General features: G+C 64.7%; 23 protein-coding genes. 11 read left to right on the top strand and 12 right to left on the bottom strand.

Annotation, left to right across the window (positions count from 1 at the left end; genetic code table 11):
* Positions 1-102: 102 nt before the first annotated feature.
* Entirely contained in the window at positions 103-1,089 is a 987-nt protein-coding gene (locus tag A1351_RS18615; protein ID WP_024878130.1) for a hypothetical protein, read from the top strand.
* Positions 1,086-1,991: a heparan-alpha-glucosaminide N-acetyltransferase gene (locus A1351_RS18610; protein WP_024878131.1), complete on the top strand. Its 906-nt coding sequence runs from the start codon at positions 1,086-1,088 to the stop codon at positions 1,989-1,991. The genes A1351_RS18615 and A1351_RS18610 overlap by 4 nt, the downstream gene beginning before the upstream one ends.
* Position 1,992: 1 nt before the next feature.
* On the opposite strand, the gene A1351_RS26270 is transcribed toward A1351_RS18610, so the two are convergent.
* The 4 genes from A1351_RS26270 to A1351_RS18590 all read right to left on the bottom strand — a co-directional run bounded on the left by A1351_RS26270 (position 1,993) and on the right by A1351_RS18590 (position 4,889).
* Positions 1,993-2,532: a putative immunity protein gene (locus tag A1351_RS26270; RefSeq protein WP_036309115.1), complete on the bottom strand. Its 540-nt coding sequence runs from the start codon at positions 2,530-2,532 to the stop codon at positions 1,993-1,995.
* Positions 2,533-2,584: 52 nt separating this feature from the next.
* Positions 2,585-3,991, bottom strand: coding sequence for a class II fumarate hydratase (gene fumC, locus A1351_RS18600; RefSeq protein ID WP_024878133.1), 1,407 nt, complete (start codon positions 3,989-3,991; stop codon positions 2,585-2,587).
* Between the two features lie 62 nt (positions 3,992-4,053).
* A complete protein-coding gene (locus A1351_RS18595) occupies positions 4,054-4,632 on the bottom strand; it encodes a sigma-70 family RNA polymerase sigma factor (protein ID WP_024878134.1) in 579 nt (192 codons plus the stop codon).
* Positions 4,632-4,889 (bottom strand): NepR family anti-sigma factor, encoded by a 258-nt coding sequence (locus tag A1351_RS18590; protein ID WP_024878135.1) that lies wholly within the window; start codon positions 4,887-4,889, stop codon positions 4,632-4,634. The genes A1351_RS18595 and A1351_RS18590 overlap by 1 nt, the downstream gene beginning before the upstream one ends.
* A 244-nt stretch (positions 4,890-5,133) precedes the next feature.
* On the opposite strand from A1351_RS18590, the gene A1351_RS18585 reads away from it, so the two are divergent.
* Both A1351_RS18585 and A1351_RS18580 read left to right on the top strand, forming a co-directional pair.
* Complete coding sequence (locus A1351_RS18585) at positions 5,134-5,949, top strand: response regulator (RefSeq protein ID WP_024878136.1); 816 nt, start codon at positions 5,134-5,136, stop codon at positions 5,947-5,949.
* 153 nt (positions 5,950-6,102) lie between these two features.
* Positions 6,103-6,381 carry a general stress protein gene (locus A1351_RS18580; protein ID WP_024878137.1) on the top strand — a complete coding sequence of 93 codons (279 nt, stop codon included), beginning with the start codon at positions 6,103-6,105 and terminating at the stop codon, positions 6,379-6,381.
* Between the two features lie 56 nt (positions 6,382-6,437).
* Here the strand turns inward: A1351_RS18580 and ptsN are convergent, their stop codons facing one another.
* The 5 genes from ptsN to leuD all read right to left on the bottom strand — a co-directional run bounded on the left by ptsN (position 6,438) and on the right by leuD (position 11,528).
* Positions 6,438-6,902: a PTS IIA-like nitrogen regulatory protein PtsN gene (gene ptsN, locus A1351_RS18575; protein ID WP_024878138.1), complete on the bottom strand. Its 465-nt coding sequence runs from the start codon at positions 6,900-6,902 to the stop codon at positions 6,438-6,440.
* Positions 6,903-7,128: 226 nt separating this feature from the next.
* The gene (hpf, locus tag A1351_RS18570) at positions 7,129-7,689 is read right to left on the bottom strand and encodes a ribosome hibernation-promoting factor, HPF/YfiA family (RefSeq protein WP_024878139.1); all 561 of its coding nucleotides are present in this window, start codon (positions 7,687-7,689) and stop codon (positions 7,129-7,131) included.
* 382 nt (positions 7,690-8,071) lie between these two features.
* A complete protein-coding gene (gene rpoN / locus A1351_RS18565) occupies positions 8,072-9,649 on the bottom strand; it encodes an RNA polymerase factor sigma-54 (protein WP_024878140.1) in 1,578 nt (525 codons plus the stop codon).
* Positions 9,650-9,852: 203 nt separating this feature from the next.
* Positions 9,853-10,758, bottom strand: a complete 906-nt coding sequence (gene lptB, locus A1351_RS18560; protein WP_026599784.1) for an LPS export ABC transporter ATP-binding protein — start codon at positions 10,756-10,758, stop codon at positions 9,853-9,855.
* Between the two features lie 164 nt (positions 10,759-10,922).
* Positions 10,923-11,528, bottom strand: a complete 606-nt coding sequence (leuD, locus tag A1351_RS18555) for a 3-isopropylmalate dehydratase small subunit (RefSeq protein WP_024878142.1) — start codon at positions 11,526-11,528, stop codon at positions 10,923-10,925.
* A gap of 153 nt (positions 11,529-11,681) precedes the next feature.
* Between leuD and A1351_RS18550 the strand changes: the two genes are divergently transcribed.
* From A1351_RS18550 to A1351_RS18535, 4 genes are all read left to right on the top strand, one after another.
* Complete coding sequence (locus tag A1351_RS18550; RefSeq protein WP_024878143.1) at positions 11,682-12,275, top strand: TetR/AcrR family transcriptional regulator; 594 nt, start codon at positions 11,682-11,684, stop codon at positions 12,273-12,275.
* A 144-nt stretch (positions 12,276-12,419) separates the two neighbouring features.
* Entirely contained in the window at positions 12,420-13,610 is a 1,191-nt protein-coding gene (locus A1351_RS18545) for an FAD/NAD(P)-binding oxidoreductase (RefSeq protein ID WP_064033666.1), read from the top strand.
* Positions 13,611-13,628: 18 nt separating this feature from the next.
* On the top strand, positions 13,629-14,033 hold the full coding sequence (locus A1351_RS18540; RefSeq protein ID WP_064033665.1) for a DUF1641 domain-containing protein: 405 nt from the start codon (positions 13,629-13,631) through the stop codon (positions 14,031-14,033).
* On the top strand, positions 14,030-14,467 hold the full coding sequence (locus tag A1351_RS18535) for an iron-sulfur cluster assembly scaffold protein (RefSeq protein WP_024878146.1): 438 nt from the start codon (positions 14,030-14,032) through the stop codon (positions 14,465-14,467). The genes A1351_RS18540 and A1351_RS18535 overlap by 4 nt, the downstream gene beginning before the upstream one ends.
* Here A1351_RS18535 and A1351_RS18530 read toward each other — a convergent pair.
* Entirely contained in the window at positions 14,457-15,206 is a 750-nt protein-coding gene (locus A1351_RS18530) for a serine protease (protein WP_198022727.1), read from the bottom strand. The genes A1351_RS18535 and A1351_RS18530 overlap by 11 nt on opposite strands.
* A gap of 64 nt (positions 15,207-15,270) precedes the next feature.
* Entirely contained in the window at positions 15,271-16,407 is a 1,137-nt protein-coding gene (locus A1351_RS18525; protein ID WP_024878148.1) for a methyltransferase, read from the bottom strand.
* Between the two features lie 130 nt (positions 16,408-16,537).
* Between A1351_RS18525 and A1351_RS18520 the strand changes: the two genes are divergently transcribed.
* Positions 16,538-17,725, top strand: coding sequence for an MFS transporter (locus A1351_RS18520; RefSeq protein ID WP_064033664.1), 1,188 nt, complete (start codon positions 16,538-16,540; stop codon positions 17,723-17,725).
* A gap of 24 nt (positions 17,726-17,749) precedes the next feature.
* Here A1351_RS18520 and A1351_RS18515 read toward each other — a convergent pair whose 3' ends face one another.
* A complete protein-coding gene (locus A1351_RS18515; protein WP_245267196.1) occupies positions 17,750-18,247 on the bottom strand; it encodes a hypothetical protein in 498 nt (165 codons plus the stop codon).
* 319 nt (positions 18,248-18,566) lie between these two features.
* Between A1351_RS18515 and acs the strand changes: the two genes are divergently transcribed.
* Positions 18,567-20,501 carry an acetate--CoA ligase gene (gene acs / locus A1351_RS18510; RefSeq protein ID WP_064033668.1) on the top strand — a complete coding sequence of 645 codons (1,935 nt, stop codon included), beginning with the start codon at positions 18,567-18,569 and terminating at the stop codon, positions 20,499-20,501.
* 135 nt (positions 20,502-20,636) lie between these two features.
* Entirely contained in the window at positions 20,637-21,080 is a 444-nt protein-coding gene (locus tag A1351_RS18505) for a hypothetical protein (protein ID WP_024878152.1), read from the top strand.
* Positions 21,081-21,178: the final 98 nt, after the last annotated feature.

Below are 21,178 nucleotides of genomic sequence, written 5' to 3'. Positions count from 1 at the left end.
TGAACCCGAATGAGTCTAGATCTCCTTGTTTGCTCGTGTTTTCTTCACGCGAACCGGTTCCCACTTCGCTCGAAAACACTCTACAGGAAACCCATACAGCCCATGTCCGCATCGCTGATCGATCGCCGCCGGCTTCTCCTCGCCGCTTCCAGCCTGCCCTTCGCCCGGCCGTCCTTCGCGCAGCAGCCGCAGGAGGCGGAGGAGGATCTGCAAGTGCGGATCGAGAACAGATCCGCGCCCGAGCTCTGCGCCGAGAAGGACAATATCGAGCTGGATTTCGTCTCGCCTCTGGTGCGGCGCATGCGCGTGCAGGCGGTTCATCCCTCCTATATCGGCATGATCGGCTCGGATCGCTGGGCGCCGGATTGGACGAGCTGCGATCTCTCGCATGATTCCAAATTCGCCGCCGACGCGCGTCGCCTCACCTTTTGGGAAACGCCGGAATTCTGGCTGGTCGGCTACACTTTCCCCTCCTTCTGGCGGCCGAACGACGTGCCCGTGCGCGTCGGCGATCGGATGGAGAAGGGCTTTCATCTCGTGCAGCTGTGGATGACCTATCGCGAGCGCGCGGAAGAAATTCTGGTCTTCTACCCGCCGGACGGATATTGGCGCGCCCGCCCGCTGCCTTTCGAGGATATGCGCTGGACGGCCTATGGCTCCTCCTTCCTCATCGGCCCGGTGGAGGTGCAGGAGCGCCCCATTGTCGCGCTGAAGGAGATCGTCTTCGATCCGCAGACGCGCAGCTTCACCCTGCGCTTCCGTCGCGGCGGCGAGGCGAAGATTCGTCTCGCCTCCATCGATCAGGACCGCATCGTGCTCGACGTCTCCTATAGCGACGCAATGCCCGACGGCCTGCCCTTCGCCTCGCTGCGGTCCATGTACACCACGCAATCGATGAGCGACGCGGCGCTGGTCGCCTGGCGCACCAAGCGCGGCATAGGCTGGCAGGAGGCGCCGGTGATCGGCTTTCCCGGCGCGCCGGCGACGGAAATCTGGCTCGGCCGACATATGCCGTCGCGGCACAATCTCTCGGCGCCGGATATGGTGTTCGGCAAGTTTCAATCGACGGCGACGACGGCGGTCAAATGACCGCGCGGCTCTTATGGCTGGATGTCGCGCGCGGCCTCGCCGTGCTGGCGATGTTCGCCTTTCACTTCGGCTGGGACCTCGGCCATTTCGGCCATATCGATCCCGACATTCCCTATACGGACGCCTATAAGGCGTTCGGCCATGCGATTGCGGCGAGCTTTCTGTTCATCGCGGGCTTGTCGCTGACTCTCGCGCATGGGACGATGTTTCGCGCGCGCGCCTATTGGCGTCGGCTCGCTCTGCTCGTGGGCGCGGCGCTGCTGGTGAGCGCTGGGACCTATATCGCCTTCCCGTCGAGCTTCGTCTTTTTCGGCATTCTGCATTGCATAGCGGCGGCGAGCCTGCTCGCGCTGCCGTGTCTGCGGCTCCCCTGGCCGGCGGCTTTCGCCGCGGGCTTTGCGCTGGTCGGGGCGTCCTTCTTCGCGCGCGCCTCTTTCTTCGATGCGCCTTGGTTCTGGTGGACGGGGCTTTCGACCTTCGAGCCGATGACCAATGATTATCGTCCGCTCGCGCCTTGGGCGGGCGCGCTGCTCTTCGGCGTCGGCGCGGCGAAGCTGGCGCGTCTAGGCCCAGCGGCCGTCACGGATTCGCATGGCAATGTGATGACGCGCGGCGTCGCCTTGCTCGGGCGGCACAGCCTCGCGCTCTATCTCCTGCATCAGCCTTTGTTCTTCGCCGGCTTCACCGCCGTCGCCATGCTGCTCGCGCCGATGCAGAATGCGCGTTTCGAGGAAGCCTGCCGCGCGCAATGCGTCGCCTCTGGCGCCAACGCTCAAAAATGCGAGACGGCCTGCGATTGCGCCGCGCGCGAGGCGGCGCAGGAAGAAGCGTTGCCCGACGCTGCGACCGACGAAGGGCGCGCACGCCTCGAGCGCATCGCGCGCGCTTGCGTGGTGAAATGAACTATGAGGCTTCGTGTTCGGAGGCGCTCGGCGTCAGCGCGCCGGCGCGAAGCGTTCGGTCGAGAGAACGGAGCAGTTCGCCGACGCGTCCTCCGCCGGACGGCGCCGCCGGAAAGCGGCGCAGCACGTCGACGACCTGTGGAGTCGCGCAACGGGCGGCGCGCCGTATTCGATCGGCTCCGAGATCGACAGTCTCGCCCGCCGTCAATTCGACGGCTCTAGCCGCGTGAGCGGCGGCTCCGAGAATATGCCTGACCTGAGTCGAACGCGCCAAGGGATGAAGATAAGCCGCCGATGACGCGCACATAGCGGCCCGCGCTGCGTGGCTGGCGGCGGGGTCATCGGATGCGAGCGCCGCCTTCAGCGCGGCGAGCGCCGCGTCCCGTAGCGCCTTCCCCCTTTTACCGCCGTGCGCGAACGTCCGCGCAGCTTCGATCGAATTTCGCGGACGGGAATCCGTGGGAGAGAATCGTTCGAAAATATCGAGCGTGGCCGCAGCGCATTCGGCGGAATATCCGGCGATGGCGCGAAGCTCCTCCATGTCGAGAGGAATCTCGTCCGCCTTCGCCGGCTTATCGCGCGCGGGCGGACCTTCAATCATTCGGCGCGAGCATATTCTCCGGCCGCACCAGCGCGTCGAATTCTGCGTCCGTCACCTTGCCGGACTTCAGCGCCTCTTCGCGCAGCGTCGTGCCATTGTGATGCGCGGCGCGGGCGATTTTGGAGGCGGCGTCATAGCCGATCTTGGGCGCGAGCGCCGTCACCAGCATCAGCGACCGCTCGAGGAAATTCTTGATATTCGCCTCGTCGGGCTCGATCCCGTCGATGCAGCGGGTGATGAAGCTGTCGATTCCGTCAGCGAGCAATATCGTCGATTCGAGCAGCGCGGCGGCGATGACCGGCTTCAGCACATTGAGCTCGAGATGGCCCTGCGAAGCGGCGAAGGTGATGGTCGCATTATTGCCGAAGACGCGCGTGCAGACCATGGTCAGCGCTTCGACCTGGGTCGGATTGACCTTGCCCGGCATGATGGAGGAGCCGGGCTCGTTCTCCGGCAGCTTCAGCTCGGCGAGGCCGGCGCGAGGGCCGCAGCCGAGCAGGCGAATGTCGCAGCCGATCTTATAGAGCCCGGCGGCGAGCGCGTTCAGCGCGCCATGAGCGAAGACGGCGGCGTCATGGGCGGCGAGCGCCTCGAATTTATTCGGCGCCGTTTTGAACGGCAGGCCGGTCTGCGCCGCGATCTTGGCCGCGACCGCCTCGGCGAAGCCTTTGTATGTGTTGACGCCCGTGCCGACGGCGGTGCCGCCCTGGGCGAGCAGGAACAAATCCTCGAGCCCCTGGCGAATGCGCTTTGCGCCGAACTCCGCCTGCGCCGCATAGCCGGAAAATTCCTGGCCGAGCGTCACCGGCGTCGCATCCTGCAAATGGGTGCGGCCGATCTTGACGATATGCTCGAAGGCCTTGGACTTGGCGGCGAGCGCCGCGTGCAGCCGCTCCACCGCCGGCAGCAGGCGCTGCGAGATCGCGATCGCCGCGGCGACGTGAATGGCGGTGGGGAAGCTGTCGTTGGAGGATTGGCCGAGATTGACGTGGTCGTTGGGGTGAACCGGCTCCTTGGCCCCGCGGCCGGCGCCCAGCGCCTCATTGGCGCGATTGGCGATCACCTCATTGACGTTCATATTGGACTGCGTGCCGGAGCCCGTCTGCCAGACGACGAGCGGGAAATGCTCGTCGAGCTTGCCCTCGATCACGTCGCGGGCGGCGGTGGAGATGGCGGCGGCGACCTCGCCCTTCAGCAGGCCTTTCTCGAGATTGGCCTCCGCGGCCGCGAGCTTCACCCGCGCCAGCGCATGGACGATCTCGATCGGCATGCGGCCGACGCCGATGGGGAAATTCTGCCGCGACCGCTCCGTCTGCGCGCCCCAATAGGCGGAGGCCGGAACCTCTATGTCGCCAAAGGAATCGCGCTCGGTTCGGAATTCGGTCGTCTTGTCGGTCATCGGTCTCGCTCGCGGAAAATTATCGGGCTCGAGCTTCCCTATGGGGCATTTCGGCCCGTCTATCAATCATTGCCCGTGCGCGGCAGAATCGACTGCTCGCCGATGAAATAGGAATCGCCGATATCGCTGGTCGAGCGCAGCGCGAGAACCTCGGCGAGGCGATTGCGCGCGCGATTGACACGGCTCTTCATTGTGCCCGGCGCGCAATTGCAGATCGCGGCGGCCTCCTCATAGGAAAGGCCCGAGGCGGCGACCAGGATCAGCGCCTCGCGCTGGTCCAGCGGCAGCTTTTGCAGCGCGCTGCGAAAATCGAGAAAATCCATATGCGCGTTCTGCGCCGGCAGCGACACCAGCCGAGCGGCTATGGCGCCGTCTGGGTCGGGCGCCTCGCGGCGCCGCTTGCGATAGTCGCTATAGTGGATGTTGCGCAGAATGGTGAACAGCCAAGCCGTGAGATTGGTCCCTTCGGTGAAGGAGGCCAAGCTGCTCCAGGCCTTGACCAAGGTCTCCTGGACCAGATCATCGGCGCGATCGGCGTTGCCGCAGAGCGAAACCGCGAATGCGCGCAGATTGGGAATCGCCGCGACGAGGTCGGCCTTCGTCCCCTTTCCTTGGGCTTTCGCCGCTTCGGATGTCGACACTATCCCTCCCCGGGCGCCTTCGACCGCTGCGGGGATATCGGGTCGCTCTCGAGCCGGTTCAAGAGCTCTAGGAAACGATCCGGAATCGGCTGGTTGAGGACGTCCTCATAGAGTCCGCGCAGCTGCTCGCCGATTTGCTCGCCGAGGTCATTGGGTTCCGCCTCGGCGCGCGCGTAGCGCGCCGGACGATGGGAATTCAAGACCATGAGCCCTACATTGTCCTGCGATGGCGCTGCGACGACGGCGCCGTCCTCCATGCTCGGGTTTTCGCTTGTGCTCAAGGCGGCGGCAGTGGACTTCCGGCTGCTTTTTACCATCTGCTCCTCGAGAATTCCCGTGAGGCCCGACTCTGGCGAGCGGACGCGGCTGCGCTATATTGCGATGCGTCGACCCACTCACAACGCTAATTTTACCAAATAGTTCCCATATATACGGCGGCGATTTGACGCAGCACGGCGCGCCATGATGGCGCGACTTTCGCAACGCGAAACGAGGGACATGATGTCCATTTCTCAGGCTATTCTAAGGCATGTGCCTTATTTGCGGCGTTTCGCCCGCGCTCTCTCGGGCAGCCGCGAAGGGGGCGACGCCTATGTGCTGGCGACGCTCGAGACTGCGGTCGCCGACCCCACCCGCCTCGTCGCCGACGAGGATCTGAAAATCTCCCTCTATCGCCTGTTTCTGGAAATCTGGACGTCGAGCCCGATCAACGCCCACACCGACCATTCCGGCCTCGCGGGCGACGATGAGACGGGCGCGCGGCGCAATCTCGACGCTATCTCGCTGCAGCCGCGCATCGCTTTTCTGCTGCATGCGCTGGAGGGCTTCTCGCTGGGCGAGATCGCGCGGGCGCTCGCCGTCACCGAGGCGCGGGCGGCGGCGCTGATCGACACGGCGAGCGCCGAGATCGCCGGCCAATTGGCGACCGATGTGCTCATCATAGAGGACGAGCCGCTGATCGCGCTCGATCTGCGCGGGCTGGTCGAGGAGCTCGGCCATAGAGTCGTCGCCGTGGCGCGCACGCATAGGGAGGCGGTCGAGGCCATATCCAAGACTCCTCCGGGCCTCATTCTGGCCGATATTCAGCTGGCGGACGGCAGCTCCGGCCTCGAGGCGGTCAATGAAATACTCGGCTCGCTGTCCACTCCGGTGATCTTCGTCACCGCCTATCCAGAGCGCTTTCTGACCGGAGAGCCGCCGGAGCCGGCGTTTCTCATCGCCAAGCCTTTCAGTGTCGACAGCTTGAAAGCGATTATCAGCCAAGCTTTGTTTTTCGACAGACGGTCCCATCTCAAACACAATGATAAGCATAAGTGAGCAATTAGGCCATAGCGTAGGTAATAGCTGATTTTCGTACGTATAGACCACAGGCCCAATTGCGGCAAAAAAAACTTCTATCGGAACCGAATAGAGCGCAACCTTGTCTTGACTCGGGCGTTGACTCCCGGGGGACAAGAGAAGGTAAAAGATATGACGGCGATCCAGGAAACGAAAAAGTCGAACCGTGGCTTTGCTTCGATGGACCCCGAGAAGCAGCGGGCGATCGCGCGCAAGGGCGGCCAGAACGTTCCCGATGAAAAGCGCAGCTTCTCGCAGAACCCCGAGCTGGCCGCCAAGGCGGGACGCAAGGGTGGCCAGAGCGTCGATCCGACCAAGCGGAGCTTCTCCCGCGATCACCAGCTCGCGTCCGAGGCAGGACGCAAGGGCGGCCACGCCTCCCACAGCAAGCCGAGAACAGCCGCGGAGTAATCCGCGGCCATTCTTTCGCCGTATCGCGGCCGGCTGACGTCAGCGGCGCGAAGGCCTCAGGCGGCGTGGGGCGTGGAGGTTTGCGCGATGATGGAATAGAGGGCCGAAGGGTCCCGCGTCGCGCGAATCGTCGCGACGATCGAAGGGTCGCGCAGCACGCGCGCCGCGCAGGCCAGCGCCTTGAGGTGATCGGCGCCGGAAGCCTCCGGCGTCACAAGAAGAAAAACGAGATCGACCGGCGCGCCGTCGAGCGCTTCGAAGTCGATCGGCCGCTCGAGCCGCGCGAAAATTCCGAAGATCGTTTTGACGCGGGCCAGCTTGCCATGCGGAATGGCGACGCCGTCGCCTATGCCGGTGGAGCCGAGGCGTTCGCGCTGCAGCAACGCGTCGAAGATCTCGCGGGCCGGCAGGCCGGAAATCTCGGCCGCCTTCTCGCTCAGCTCCTGAAGCGCCTGCTTCTTGTTGTTCGCCTTGAGCGAGGGAATGACCGCTTCTGTGGAGAGCAAATCCGCGAGCCGCATGTGGCGTCTATCCCATTCGAGGCCGTGTCGGGGCCGAGCTCCGCCGTCGCGCGTGTTGCGCGCGAGATCGCTGTTCATCAAAGGATGCTCCGCGTCGCGCCATTGCGACGCGACCCTCGGCGGCGGGGGCCGCTCTCATTCGGGTCGCAGGGCGAATTCCATTGGTGCGAAATAAGCATGGCCGCCCTCACAGCTGCATCCAATCAAAAGGCAAGATATATGCCGTCTATTCGCCGCCCGGCGCATCGATCCAACCGATATGGTCGTCGTTGCGTCGGTAGACAACATTGAGCCGACCGGTGTCGGCGTTGCGGAAAACGACGACCGGCGCGCCGGTCAGATCGAGGTCCAAAACCGCAGCCGAGACCGTCAGCCGAGGCAGCCGCGACGTCGCCTCGGCGACGATCGTCGGCGCGAATTCCTTGGGCGCATCCTGCTCCTGATCGGGCGCCTCGAGCACATAGCTCTGCGCCACCTCGCCGTCCTCGCGCGGGGCGTGATGATCCTTCAGCCGGCTCTTATAGCGGCGCAGGCGCTTCTCGATGCGATCGGCGGCCTGATCGAAGGAGGCGTAGGGCTCCTGCGCGCGGCCGTCGGCCTGAACGTCGATTCCGGCGAGATGCAGGCTGCAATCGGCGCGAAAGCCAGAGCCTTCCGGCGAAATCGTCACATGGCCGCTGAGCTCGCCGTCGAAATATTTGCCGGCGGCCGCCTTCAGCCTGTCGCCGACGTGAATCCGCAAAGCCTCGCCGATGTTGATGTTCTTGCCGGACACGCGCAGCGACATATCGGATTCGCCTCGTCCATTGGAGGGCTCGCGCCGGGCGCGGAGCCGCCTTCCTTGAAAAAATCTCGCTATGGTCTCGTGAGCGTCGGTTTCGACCGTCCCCCCACGGTCCTCGCCGCGACGCCGGCGAATATCCCGGCCCAGCGTCCGAGCGTCATTCTTGCCGTTCGAACGTGGCGGAAGACGGGCCGAGCTCGCATTTGCGCCCTGCCCGCTTCGGCGACAGGCTCTAAGTGCCTCGGCTCGGGAAGTCAATGGGCGAGCGTTTTGCTCATTCCCGCGGCGCCCGGGCGCCTAGGAGTTGTTACGGAGCCAATGAATTGCATCGACTGGACAAAAGGGGCGCCGTCATTCGCGGCAGGGCGTCCCCCGCCGGGTCGGCTCACAGCGCCGGCGCATGCTCCCGCGCCATCGCCTGCTTGGCGCGGCGGCGATCGACGGAAGAGGGGATGCGCAGGCTGTCGCGATATTTGGCGACGGTGCGGCGGGCGATGTCGATGTCGATCTCCTTGAGCCGCGCCACGATGGCGTCGTCGGAGAGCACGTCGAAAGGGCTCTCCTTGTCGATCATCTGCTTGATCTTGTAGCGCACCGCCTCGGCCGAATGGGCTTCGCCGCCGCTGGTGGTGGCGATGGAGGCGGAGAAGAAATATTTGAGCTCGAATATGCCGCGCGGCGTCATCATATATTTATTGGAGGTGACGCGGGAGACGGTCGATTCGTGCATGCCGATGGCGTCGGCGATGGTGCGCAGATTGAGCGGCCGCAAATGCTCCACGCCCTTGGCGAGGAAGGCGTCCTGCAGTCGCACGATCTCCGAGGCGACCTTCAAAATAGTGCGCGAGCGCTGCTCGAGGCTCTTGGTCAGCCAATTGGCGTTCTGCAGGCAGCTCGAGATAAAGGTCTTGTCGCCGTCGCGTTTGGCGCCGGCGCTCACCTTCGCGGCATAGGAGTGGTTCACCAGCACGCGCGGCAGAGCGTCGGAGTTCAGCTCCACCATCCAGCTGCCGTCGGTCGCCGGGCGCACGATGACATCGGCGACCAGCGGCTGGATCGGCGCGCCGCCGAAGGCGCGGCCGGGCTTGGGATCGAGACGGCGAACCTCCGCCGCCATATCCGCCACATCGTCCTCGTCCACGCCGCACAGCCGCGCCAGAGCGGGGAAATCGCGCTTGGCGAGCAGCGGCAGATTGGCGACGAAGATTTGCATCGCCGGATCGAAGCGGTCGCGCTCGCGCAGCTGAATGGCGAGACACTCCTGCAGGTCGCGTGCGCCGATGCCCGATGGGTCGAAGCTCTGGATCGTCGCCAGCACGGCCGCTGCGCGCACGGGATCGGCGTCGAGCCGCAGCGCGATCTCGTCTATGTCCTCGCGCAGATAGCCGGTCTCGTCGATCGCATCGATGATGGCGTGGCCGATCAGCCGATCACGCGGGTCGGCGGAAGCGAGGGCGAGCTGCTCGGCGAGATGATCGTGCAGATTGGCGTCCGCGGCGACATAGGCCTCGAGATTGGGCGTCTCGCCATCGCCGCCGCCGCCGCTGGCGCCGGTCCAGGAATTGGCCGAGAGGCCCGCGCCCTCGAGCGAGCCGGAGGTGTCGGCGCCGGGGCGCTGGCCCTCGAGCTCGAAGGCGTTGCCGATCTCCGTGCCGAGCTCGGCCGCGAGCTGGCCGGCGTCCACCGCAAGACTTTCCTGCGCCCAATCGCCTTCGCGCGGCTCGCCGACCCCGTCGAAGCCGGCGTCGCCGCGGTCGTCGCCATCGCTGCTACGCTCCTGATGCGTGTCGGGGAAGTCGTCGGACTCGACCGCCTCGAGCAGCGGATTTCGTTCGAGCTCCTCATGCAGGAAAGCGGAAAGTTCGAGATTGGAGAATTGCAGCAGCTTGATCGCTTGCAGCAATTGGGGCGTCATCACCAGGGCTTGGCCCTGACGCATCATCAGCTTGGTGGAAATAGCCATTTTCCGCCTACTCGAAACTTTCCGCCATTACGTACGGCATTGGGCCGCCACAACGGCTGTTCTCGGCCTGTTTCTTGCTTATAGCACGGGGTCGGATTGGGCGCAGGACCATTTATTCGGCGCCCACCGGAAATTCCGCCTAGCAGTTAATCGCCGCGACGCTTCCGGTCGAAATCACGTTCCAAAAATCACACAATCCGAAATCACATGCGGAAATCTTCGCCGAGATAGATGCGCCGCACATCCTGATGCGCGACGATCTCCTCGGGCGTTCCTTCCGTCAAAACATGGCCGTTGTAGATGATGTAGGCGCGGTCGGTGAGGCCCAGCGTCTCGCGCACGCTATGGTCCGTTATCAGCACGCCTATGCCGCGCGCCTTCAAATGCCGCACGAGATCCTGAATGCCGCCGACGGCTATGGGGTCGATGCCTGCGAAAGGCTCGTCCAGCAGCATGAAGGCGGGGCGACCGGCGAGGGCGCGGGCGATCTCGCAGCGCCGCCGCTCGCCGCCCGAGAGCGCCACCGCCGGCGTGCGGCGCAGGCGCTCGAGCTTGAACTCCTCCAGCAGCGCATCCAGCTCCTGCTCGCGCAGGCGCTTGTCGGGCTGGGTGATCTCCAGCACGGCGCGGATATTGTCCTCGACCGTCAGGCCGCGGAAAATCGACGCCTCTTGCGGCAGATAGCCGATGCCGAGCCGCGCGCGCCGATACATGGGCAGGCCGGTGACGTCATAGCCGTCGAGCGCGATGACGCCGCGATCGGGCTTCACTAGCCCGGTAATCATATAGAAGACCGTGGTCTTGCCGGCGCCATTGGGGCCGAGCAGGCCCACCGCCTCGCCGCGCGCCACATGCAGGCTCACATCCTCGACGACGCGTCGGGTCTTATAGGCTTTGGCGAGATGCTGGATCGACAGCACGCCCTTATGCGCGGCGGCCTCCTCCTCCGAATAGGCCGCTGGGCCGGAGGCGCTGAATTCGGGCGTCTCATCGGCGCCTAAATTATCGGCGCCATTTTCCATGCGAGCGTCGATTTCGGTCGAAAACCGCGCCTCAGCCTCCGCTCGGGAGGGGCGGCGCAGGCGCAGCCGTTCCCCGATCCGGCTCAACAGGCCGGGTCGGGCGTCGCTCGTGGATGGGTAGGATCGAAAGCTCAAGTCTCAGCGCCCTGCACGAGAGAGACGGACCGCGTAGTTCGCGCGCGGCTCGCGGCGATCCTAAGCTTTCTCGACCAAAAACCCTCGTTACTTTTTTGCAATCCGGGAAACCGCGATCAGGCCCAGGGTCGAGCGGCGGCCGATTTGGCCTCGAAAGCGTCGATCGCGCCGGCCTTTTGCAGCGTGAGGCCGATATCGTCGAGCCCCTCGAGCAGGCAGTGCTTACGGAAAGGATCGATGTCGAATTTGACGACGCCGCCGTCCGGACCGCGAATTTCCTGAGCCGGCAGGTCGATCGTCAGTGTGGCGTTGGCGCCGCGCGCCGCGTCGTCCATCAGCTTCTCGAGCTCGGCCTGGGAGACCTTGATCGGCAGAATGCCGTTCTTGAAGCAGTTATTGTAGAAGATGTCGGCGAAGCTGGTGGAGATCACCGCCTTCACGCCATAGTCGAGCAGCGCCCAGGGGGCGTGCTCGCGCGACGAGCCGCAGCCGAAATTATCGCCCGCCACCAGAATCTTGACGTCGCGATAGGCCGGCTTGTTGAGCACGAAATCGGGATTGTCCGATCCGTCGTCCTTATAGCGCAGCTCCGAGAAGAGACCCTTGCCGAGGCCGGTGCGCGCAATCGTCTTCAGATATTGCTTCGGGATGATCATGTCCGTGTCGATGTTCATGATCGGCAGCGGCGCGGCGACGCCGGTGAGGGTGACGAATTTTTCCATTTCGGAGTGTCCTGGAGCCTCGGGCGCGCGGTGCGCTCTCCGGCGCCCTTTAGCAAATCGTCGCAAAAGGCGCAAAGCAGGCGATCCTGTGGCGATGGAGCACGCCCCGGCCAGTCTCTTGCCGTTTGAGACGATCGGTCGTATAAGAGCGCCATGAGCAGACGGGACGTGAACGATATTCGGCGCAAGCTCCTGGACCAGGGCGTCGCTTTGCTGATGGAGCAGGGCTACCACGGCACCGGCCTGCACGAGCTGGTGCAGAGCGTCGGCGTGCCCAAGGGCTCGTTCTACAATTACTTCCCCAGCAAGGAAGCGTTCAGCGCCGAGGTGGTGAAGCATTATATCGACCCTTTCATCGCCCAGCTCGACGCGCATCTCGCGCGCACCGACGTCGGCGCAGATGCGGCGCTCCGCGCCTATTTCGACGAGCTGATCGCCGATACGGAGCGCCGGGAGTTCAAAGGCGGCTGCCTGCTCGGCAATCTGATCGGCGAGATCGGCGACACCAGCGATCTGTGCCAGACCTCGCTGCGAGAGGCGGTGCGGCGCTATAGAGACAAGCTGCGGGATGGCGTCGCGCGCGGCCAGGCGGAGGGCTGCTTCCGCCGTGATCTCGACGCCAAGGAAATGGCCGACTTTCTCGTGGACGCGTGGCAGGGCTCGCTTCTGCGCATGAAGATCGAGCGCTCGGTCCGCCCGCTGACCCAGTTCCGCGACATGCTGCTGAACGGCTATTTCCGCGCCTGATTTTTTGCCCCGATTTGAGACGACCGGTCATTTTAAACAGAGGCCGAGCCCGAGGCGAGTGACTGCCCCGGAGGAGCCGCCGCGCCCAGAGCGCGTCGAAAAAACCGCGGGCGCAAAAGCCCCGCGGAAAAAAGGGAGGAAGCAGTGGCCAAGCGCATACTCGTCGTCGGCGGCGGCATAGGCGGAACGATGACCGCCAACAGCATCGTCGCAAAGCTCTACCCCGAGATATCGGAAGGCTCGGTCCAGGTGACCATGCTCTCCGACTCGCCCTGGCACTATTACAAGCCGGCTTTCATGTATGTCGCCTTCGACATGTTCTTCGAGGGCGAGCTGCGCCGCAAGCAGAGCTCCCTGCTGCGGCCCGAGATCGAGTTCATCGTCGACAAGGTGGAGCGATTCGATTTCCCCGGCTCCGCCGTGACGACGAAGAGCGGCCGGCGAATCGGCTATGACTATATCGTCGTGTCGACGGGCTGCCTGCCGGCGCCCGAGCGCATACAGGGCCTGAAAGAGGCGGGAGACTATTTCTATCAATATGAGCCGGCGCGTCGCCTCGCCGACAAGCTCCGCGGCTTCGAAAAGGGCCGCATCTTCATCACCGTCAATTTTCCGAAGACGCCCAATGTTCCGCATCAATGCGGCATAGCGCCGATCGAGACGACGCTGATGCTCGACGAATATCTGCGCCGCAAAGGCGTGCGCGACCAGGTCGAGATCGTCTACACCTATCCGACCGTCTCCCAGCTGCTGCGCAACTGCCTCTTCCTCCAGCAGGAGGTCTGCGAGGTGCTGCCCTCTGTTTTCGAGAGCAAGGGAATCAAATTCCAGCGCGGATTCACGCTGGATTCGGTCGATCCCGATCGCAAGGTCGCGCGCTCCGCGGAAGGACAAGAGGAAAATTTCGATCTGCTGATGTGCACGCCGCCGATTCGCGCGGTCGATGCGGTGATCGAAAGCGGCGTCTCGCAGGCGATGAACAATGAAGGCTGGCTGCCTACCGACCGCCGAACCTTGCAGATCGAAGGCTACGCCAACGCCTATGTGATGGGCGACACCGTCGATCTGCCGATCAGCAAGGCCGGCGGCTCCTGTCACAACCAATGCCCGGTCATCGCGAATAATATTGCCGGCGACATTCGAATCGGCCGCACGGTCGACGCCTATGACGGCAAGGTCCAGGCCGTGGCGCAAATGGGCCTCGAGCTCGGAATGCCGCTCTGGTACGATTATGACGAGGATGTTCATCCGACGCCGCCCACCAAGCTCGGCGGTCTTCTCCGCAAGGCTTTCAACCGCGGAATCTATTGGTCCGTCGCGCGTGGCGTGATCTGAAAAAGCGAGGGATGAGCGATGAACACGACCGAACTCGACATGCGCCATGAAAGCGCCTCGCCAACGCTCGACGAGGCGACGCGAAAGGGAATCGCCGATCTTCTCGAGAAAGCCTCGCCTTTGCTTCAGGGCCGGCGCTTTCACAATATCGTCGATCTTCTCTCTCTCGCTTCCGACGCTGTGGACATGGCCGACGACGCGATGATCCAAAAGCTGATGAAAGCCTATGAGGAGTCGATCGGCGCGGCATGGACGCTCGGCAACGCCGCCCGCTTCGCCGCCAATGAGGCGTCGCGCAAGCCGACGCCGTCCCTGCTCGGCCTGCTGCGCGCGGCGGGCGACGAGGATGTGCGGCACGGGCTGCATTTCGCGCTGCTGTTCCTGGCCGTGCTGGGGCGGCAGACGCGCGACGAGCCGGCATGACCGACACAGCGCTCGCCGCGCTCTATGAGCGGCGCGTGCGCGACTGGGCGCGGCGAGCGCGCGACGACTTGCGCCTCGCCGACGCCGACGTCTCCGTCACGCGGACGAGCCCGATCTGCGGCAGCCGGCTGACGCTCGATCTGCGATGCGAGAACGGCCGCATCGTTGCTCTCGGCCATCGCGCGCGGGCCTGCACGCTCGGCATGGCCGCGACCGCAATCGTTGTCGCGGGGGCGATCGGCGAGACTTTCGCCGATGTCCTCACGGCCGGCGAAGCGCTGGCGCAGCTTCTGGACGGCGCCGAGGTCGGCTTTCCCGAGCGGTGGCGGGAGCTGGAGATATTCGCCGCGGCGCGCGCCTTCCCGATGCGGCGCGGGTCCATTCTGCTGCCCTTCGACGCGCTCGCCGAGGCCTCGTCGCGGCTCACTCCGTGAGCGGGAGCAGAATATCCGCGTACCAGGCGCAGTTGAGGCCCAGCGCCTCGTCCTGCTGGAGGTCGCGGCCGACGTCCAGCCGGGCCGAATGGACGCCGAGCAGCGTCCAGGGAAGATCGCCCTGGCGCGCCTCCAGCGCCGGCACGCGGGCCACCACGGGCGCGCCGCTCGCGCCTCTGTGGGTGCGCGCGTCGGTGAGAAAATAGCCCTGGCCCTGAAAGCGCAGGCCGAAGGAGGAGGCGACGACGCCCTGCCGCGCCACCGGCATGTGATGCAGCGTGTCGTGGAAGCCCAAGGGAAAGCCGAGAATCAGCAGCGAGGAGCCGACCTCCACCGTGTCGAACTCGCCGCAGAGATGCGCCGGCGTGAAGGCTCGATAGACGGTCGACTCCGGCAGAGCCCGCCGCTCGATCTCTATGACGGCCACATCGATCTCGCCGCCGGCGTCGAGGCCTTGGCGCCAGACGCTCTTGCCGTCCTCGTAGAGCAGCATCGAGAAGCCGGTCGATTGGGTCATATTCTCGGCGTCTATATGCAGCTCGATCTCGATACGGTCGGGGCAATGCCCGGTCGCCGCGTCGCTCAGCACATGCCGGCTCGTCACCAGGAAAAGCCGCTCGTCGCGCGCGAAGAAGAAGCCGCTGGCGTTGGTCAGCGGGGCGTCGCCTTTGAATGTGCCCACGCGCGCCGTGGTGAGAAGCAGAGGTTCGATCGTCATCGGCCGGCCTTTCTCCTCCATGGGAGATTCTCCCCCAACGGCGACATGGCCGCTCGGTTCCGCCCCGGCAAGTCGGGTCCGCCGCTCAGGGGCCGTGATAATCGGGGTCCGGCTTCGCCAGCAGAATGCTGGCGACGATCGGCATGGGATTGCTCAGCAGGCGGAAGCGGCTAAAGCCCGCCTTTTTGGCGAGCTTCTGCAGCTCGGCGAGGGTGCGCGGCTCGCCGCGGCCCATGGCCAGCGTGTAGAATCCGTAATAGGCGTCGAGCGGCTCCGCGCCCTCGACGCCCGACATGGCCTCTATTATCAGCAGCGTCCCGTCGCGCGGCAGGGCGCGGCGCACATTGCGCAGCAGCTCCAGCGCGGAGGCGTCGTCGTGATCATGGACGATGCGAATCAGCGTTATCACATCCGCGCCCTTGGGCAGCGGATCGGTGAGGAAATTTCCCGAAAAGAAGGTCGTGCGCTTGGCGAGCCCCGCTTCCTCGAGCCGGGCGCTGGCGCGCTCCACCACGGCCGGCAGATCGAAGAGCATCAGCTGCAGCCGCGGCGCCCGCGCCGCCGCGGCGATGAGAAAGGCGCCCTCGCCGCCGCCGACGTCGAGCAGCGCTCTGTGCCGGCGGATGGGGTAGATGTCGAGCAGCTCCTGCGCCACCAGCGGCTGCGAGGCGGCCATCAGCGCGCTATAGGGCGCGACCTCCTCGGCGGAGAGGGCGGCGGGATTTTCCGCCGCCGAATAGGGCCAATAATCGGCGAGCCGCGGCTCGGCCGATTCGTCGCCGCGCAGCAGGCCGACGGGATCGGCGAGATCGGCGTAGAGCATCGGCTGATGCGCGACGAGCGAGAGCGCCGCCTTGTTGCCGATGAGCGCCGCGCCCAGCTCGCCGAGGCCGAAGCGCTCCTTGCCGCGCCGCTCGACGAGGCCGAGCGAAGCCGCGGCGTCCAGCAGCCGCGCGGCGGCGTCCTGCGACAGCTCCAGCTTTTCGGCGACCTGCTCCACAGAGCGCGGCTGCTCCAGCAGCAGCTCGAGCAGCTTCAGCCGCACGCAGGCCAGCAGCACCTGCGAATAGACGAAGCCGGCGCAGAGATCGAGCATGGAGCGCGCGCGCTTGCGCGCCGCGGCGCGGGTCAGCGGATGCGCGGCGGCGAGGCGCTGAAAGCGCGGGCTCGACACCAGCCGATCCCGCAGCCGCCGCAGCCTGTCCCGAAAGAACTGCCCCATACGCCGCCCCTCCGTCCCAGAATAATCCGCTCCTAGCCCAAAAGCGCCGGCTCGGAAACGTCGATTATCCCGCTCCCGGGCGTTTGGTCCCTGCGGGACGCTCGCGGGGGAAGCTCAGGGGATCGCCGCCATGCGCTTCGACGCTCTCGATCGGCTCAATTTCTTCCTCGCCGACGTGCGTGGCGGAATGGGGCCTTTCGTCGGGGTTTTCCTGTTCACGCAGGCGCATTGGAGCCAGGCCGAGATCGGCGCCGTGCTCACGGTCAGCGGGCTCGTCGGCATAGCCGCGCATCCTGCGGTCGGCGCCTTCATCGATCGCACGCGCGCCAAGCGCGAGCTTCTGGTGGTCGCGAGCTTCGTGCTCTGCGCCTGCGGTCTCGCCATCATTCATGCGCCGAGCATTCCGGTGGTGGTCGCGGCCGATATCGTCATGGCGACGCTCGGCGCCGTCTTCGCGCCGACAGTGGCGGCGATCACGCTCGGCCTCTATGGCCGCGAGCGTCTCGCCGAGCGGCTCGGCCGCAACGCCGCTTTCGATCGCGCGGGAAATATTTTCATCGCCGGAATCATCGGCTTCGTCGGCGTGCTGGCGTCGCAGACGGCGCCTTTCTATCTGGCGCCGGTCTTCGCTGCGCTCGCGGCGCGGGCGGCCTTCTCCATTCCGGCCGAGACCATAGATCACGATCGCGCGCGCGGTCTCGAGGATGTCGATCTCGCGCATCCGCCGCAGCCGGGCCGGCTGCGCGATCTGCTGCACTACCGCACGCTGCTCGTCTATGCGGCGGCGGCGGCGCTGTTCAATTTCGCCAATGCGCCGACATTGTCATTGATCGCGCAGAAGCTCGCCTCGGAAAATCCGGGCCTCGAGAGCGGCGTGACCTCGGCCGCGATCATTCTCGCGCAGCTCTCGACGATCGGCATGGCGCTCCTCGTCGAGCGCGCCGATCTCATCGGGCGCAAGCCGCTCATCGTCCTCGCCTTCGTCGCGCTCTTTGCGCGCGATCTCGCCTGCGTCTTCGCGCAGACGCCGCTGCATTTGCTCGCTGCGCAATTGCTGGACGGCGTCGGCGGCGGCCTCTTCGATGCGCTGCTGCCGCTGGTGTTGGCGGACATCATGCGCGGCACGGGGCATTACAGCCTCGCGCGCGGCGGGCTCGGACTCGTGCAGGGCGTGGGCGGCGCGACGAGCCTCTCCATCGCGGGCTTCATCGTCACATCCAGCGGCTATTCGGCGGGCTTTCTGGCGCTGGCCGCGGTCGCGCTCGCCGGACTTGCGCTGGTCCTCGTCGCCATGCCGGAGACAGGACCAAAGCGCTAGAAGATCGCCTCGAGAAGCCAGAGCTCAGGCGGCGCCCGGCGCGAAGCCTTCCTCGAGGCCGAGACGCTCGAGCAGAGACTTGCGGCGCTTGCGGTCGCGCTTCTGCGGCGGCTTGCGATTGTAATAGTCGAACAGCACCTCGCGATAGAGCTTGACCACGGCCTTTTCATTGAGGCCGAACAGCATGTCGGCGGCGATGCGCAGCAGCAGATAGACCGTGCATTCGAAGAAGAAGGCGCTCGGATGCGAGAACATGACCGGCAGCGCCGAGGCGATGACAGCGCCATAGAGCGAGGCGATGGCGTAACGCGGATTCACGGTCGCCCACAGGAAGAGGCGCAGCAATTCGCGATAGCCGATGTAATTGACGAGCGCGGCGTAGAGCTCGGCGCTGAACGCGCCCTCCTGGAAATCCACGATCGCGCGGGCGAGGGCGATGATCGCGACGAGGGAATAGAAAATCGTGTCGCAGCGGCGAAGGCACAGTTCGCGAATATCGTCGAGCAATGGGGTCTTCCTCATCTGGGCTCCTCGAGGCGTAGGGGTGGCGCCGTTTAAAAGAGCCGCAAATCCGGCGCCGACCAGTCTGGCGCCGTCGTGAATTTCAGCTCGCAGCATGCGCATCGCTCCTGTAATACGTAGCACTTCGAAGCGATCTGCGACCTGATGTCGCGCCCCGCGCGGCGCCTCGTCGCAGCGCGCCGCGCAGCAGGGCGGCGCCGAAAAGCGGGGCGCCCCCGCGGACTCGACGCCATAGCCTCAGGCGCGAAATAAGGTCATATTCACGACAAAGCCGATGGCGCGCTACAACGCGCCGCGATTATCCGAGGGAACGCTCGAAATGTCCGACAAGATCTATGCAGTGCCGGAAGCGTGGCGGAACGAGGCGCGCGTGAACGCCGAGAAATATGACGAGCTCTACCGGCGCTCTGTCGCCGACCCCGACGGTTTTTGGGGAGAGCAGGCGCAGCGCATAGAATGGATCGCCCCTTTCACCCGCGTGAAGGAGGTGAGCTTCGACACGCATAATGTCGCGATCGAATGGTTCGGCGACGGCTCCACCAATGTCGCGATGAATTGCATCGATCGGCATCTTCCGCATCGCGCGGATCAAGTCGCGATCATATGGGAGGGCGATGATCCCTCGCTCTCGCGCCACATCACCTATCGCGAATTGCACGAGCAGGTCTGCCGCTTCGCCAATGTGCTGAAGGCGCATGGCGTGCGCAAAGGCGATCGCGTGACGATCTATCTGCCGATGATTCCGGAGGCCGCCTACGCCATGCTCGCCTGCGCGCGCATCGGCGCCGTGCATTCGGTGGTGTTCGGCGGCTTCTCGCCGGATGCGCTGGCCGGCCGCATCGAAGACGCGCAATCGGATGTCGTCATCACGGCGGATGAGGGCGTGCGCGGCGGCCGCAAATCGCCGCTCAAGGACAATGTCGACGCCGCGCTGGAGAAGGTCTCGGCCAAGACCGTCATCGTCGTCACGCGCACTGGCGCGAAAGTGGATATGAAGCCCGGCCGCGATTTTCGTTACGAGGACGAGGCGAAGAAAGTCCCCGAGGATTGCCCTTACGCCGAGGTCGGCGCCGAGGATCCGCTGTTCATCCTCTACACATCGGGCTCGACCGGAAAGCCCAAGGGCGTGCTGCATACGACGGGCGGGTATCTCGTCCACGCCGCGCTCACGCATGAGCTCGTCTTCGACTATCGCGAGGGCGACGTCTATTGGTGCACGGCGGATGTCGGCTGGGTAACGGGCCACAGCTATATCGTCTATGGCCCGCTCGCCAATGGCGCGACGACGCTGATGTTCGAGGGCGTGCCGAATTATCCGACCGTCTCGCGCTTCTGGGAAGTGATCGACAAGCACAAGGTCGATATTTTCTACACGGCGCCGACGGCGATCCGCGCTTTGATGGGCGCCGGCGAGGAGCCGGTGAAGAAGACCAGCCGCAAGTCGGTGCGCCTGCTCGGCTCGGTTGGCGAGCCGATCAATCCAGAAGCCTGGGAGTGGTATCACCGGGTCGTCGGCGAGGGCCGCTGCCCGATCGTCGACACATGGTGGCAGACGGAGACGGGCGGCATTCTGATCGCGCCGCTGCCGGGCGCGACGGCGCTGAAGCCGGGCTCGGCGACCAAGCCCTTCTTCGGCGTGCAGCCGGAGATCGTCGACGCAAACGGCAATGTGCTGGATGGCGCCTGCGAGGGCAATCTCGTCATCGCCGATAGCTGGCCGGGACAGGCGCGCACCGTGTTCGGCGATCACGAGCGTTTCGTGCAGACCTATTTCACCGCCTATCCGGGCAAATATTTCACCGGCGATGGCTGCCGGCGCGATTCCGACGGCTATTATTGGATCACCGGCCGCGTCGACGACGTCATCAATGTCTCCGGCCATCGTCTCGGCACGGCGGAGATAGAGAGCGCGCTCGTCGCTCATGAGAAGGTCGCCGAGGCGGCGGTCGTCGGCTTCCCGCACGCCATCAAGGGCCAGGGCATCTATGCCTATGTGACGCTGATGGGCGGCGTCGAGGCTTCCGAGCGTCTGCGCAAGGAGCTGGTCGATTTCGTGCGCAAGGAGATTTCCGCCATCGCCTCGCCGGATGTGATCCAATTCGCGCCCGGCCTGCCGAAGACGCGCTCCGGCAAGATCATGCGCCGCATTTTGCGCAAGATCGCCGAGAACGAGTTCGGCGCGCTGGGGGATACGTCGACGCTCGCCGATCCGAGCGTGGTGGATGATCTGATCAAGAACCGGCCGGCCTCCTGATAGAGCCCCGCCGGAGAGCTTGCGCTATGTCCCTTTGCGCAGCGATTTGAGACGCGCGCTCACGACGTGAATAGGTCGTGAGCGCGTCCGAATCGGAAGCGCGCTATTTGGCCTTCCAATGTCGAGCCAAAATTGATGTTGAAGCAAAAGCAGCTGGATTATGAATCCGAAAATTGCGCGCCATTTCCCGATTTCATGACTTTGAGCGTCGCCGAATCCACAATAATTCGGCGACGCTTGTTCGAGAGGATCGGAATCGACGCGTCTCTCGAACGGCAAGAGATTGGAAAGCTGTTTTCGATGTCGTTTCGCGAGATCGATAAATCGATTCCTATTGAGAACGGACCGTTTCTCTATGATCGTGTTGTCGGCTATTGTGGGTATGATCCAGTTGTCGTGTTCGTGAATTTCTATGAGTTCGATTCTCTCGATCTCATTTCGCTCCGAAATTTATCCTGCATTCTGAATGACATCTGGCATCCGGGCGCTGAAGACATGGACATTTTCGATTGGACTTTCTCCTGGGTCGTTCAGGTCAATCACGGAGAAGTCCTACAGGCGTTTCGCGCGGAGTCGTAGCGGCTCTCGGCGGCCTCCGCCACAGCGTCGGCTCGCTTGCCACAAGACGACCATTCTCACAGTTTCGCGCATCGTCGTGCTCGAGGCGACAAGACGCC

It is taken from the genome of Methylosinus sp. R-45379, assembly GCF_001644125.1.
In the GTDB taxonomy this organism is placed as follows: domain Bacteria; phylum Pseudomonadota; class Alphaproteobacteria; order Rhizobiales; family Beijerinckiaceae; genus Methylosinus.
This window is presented reverse-complemented; position numbering and strand designations above follow the sequence as displayed.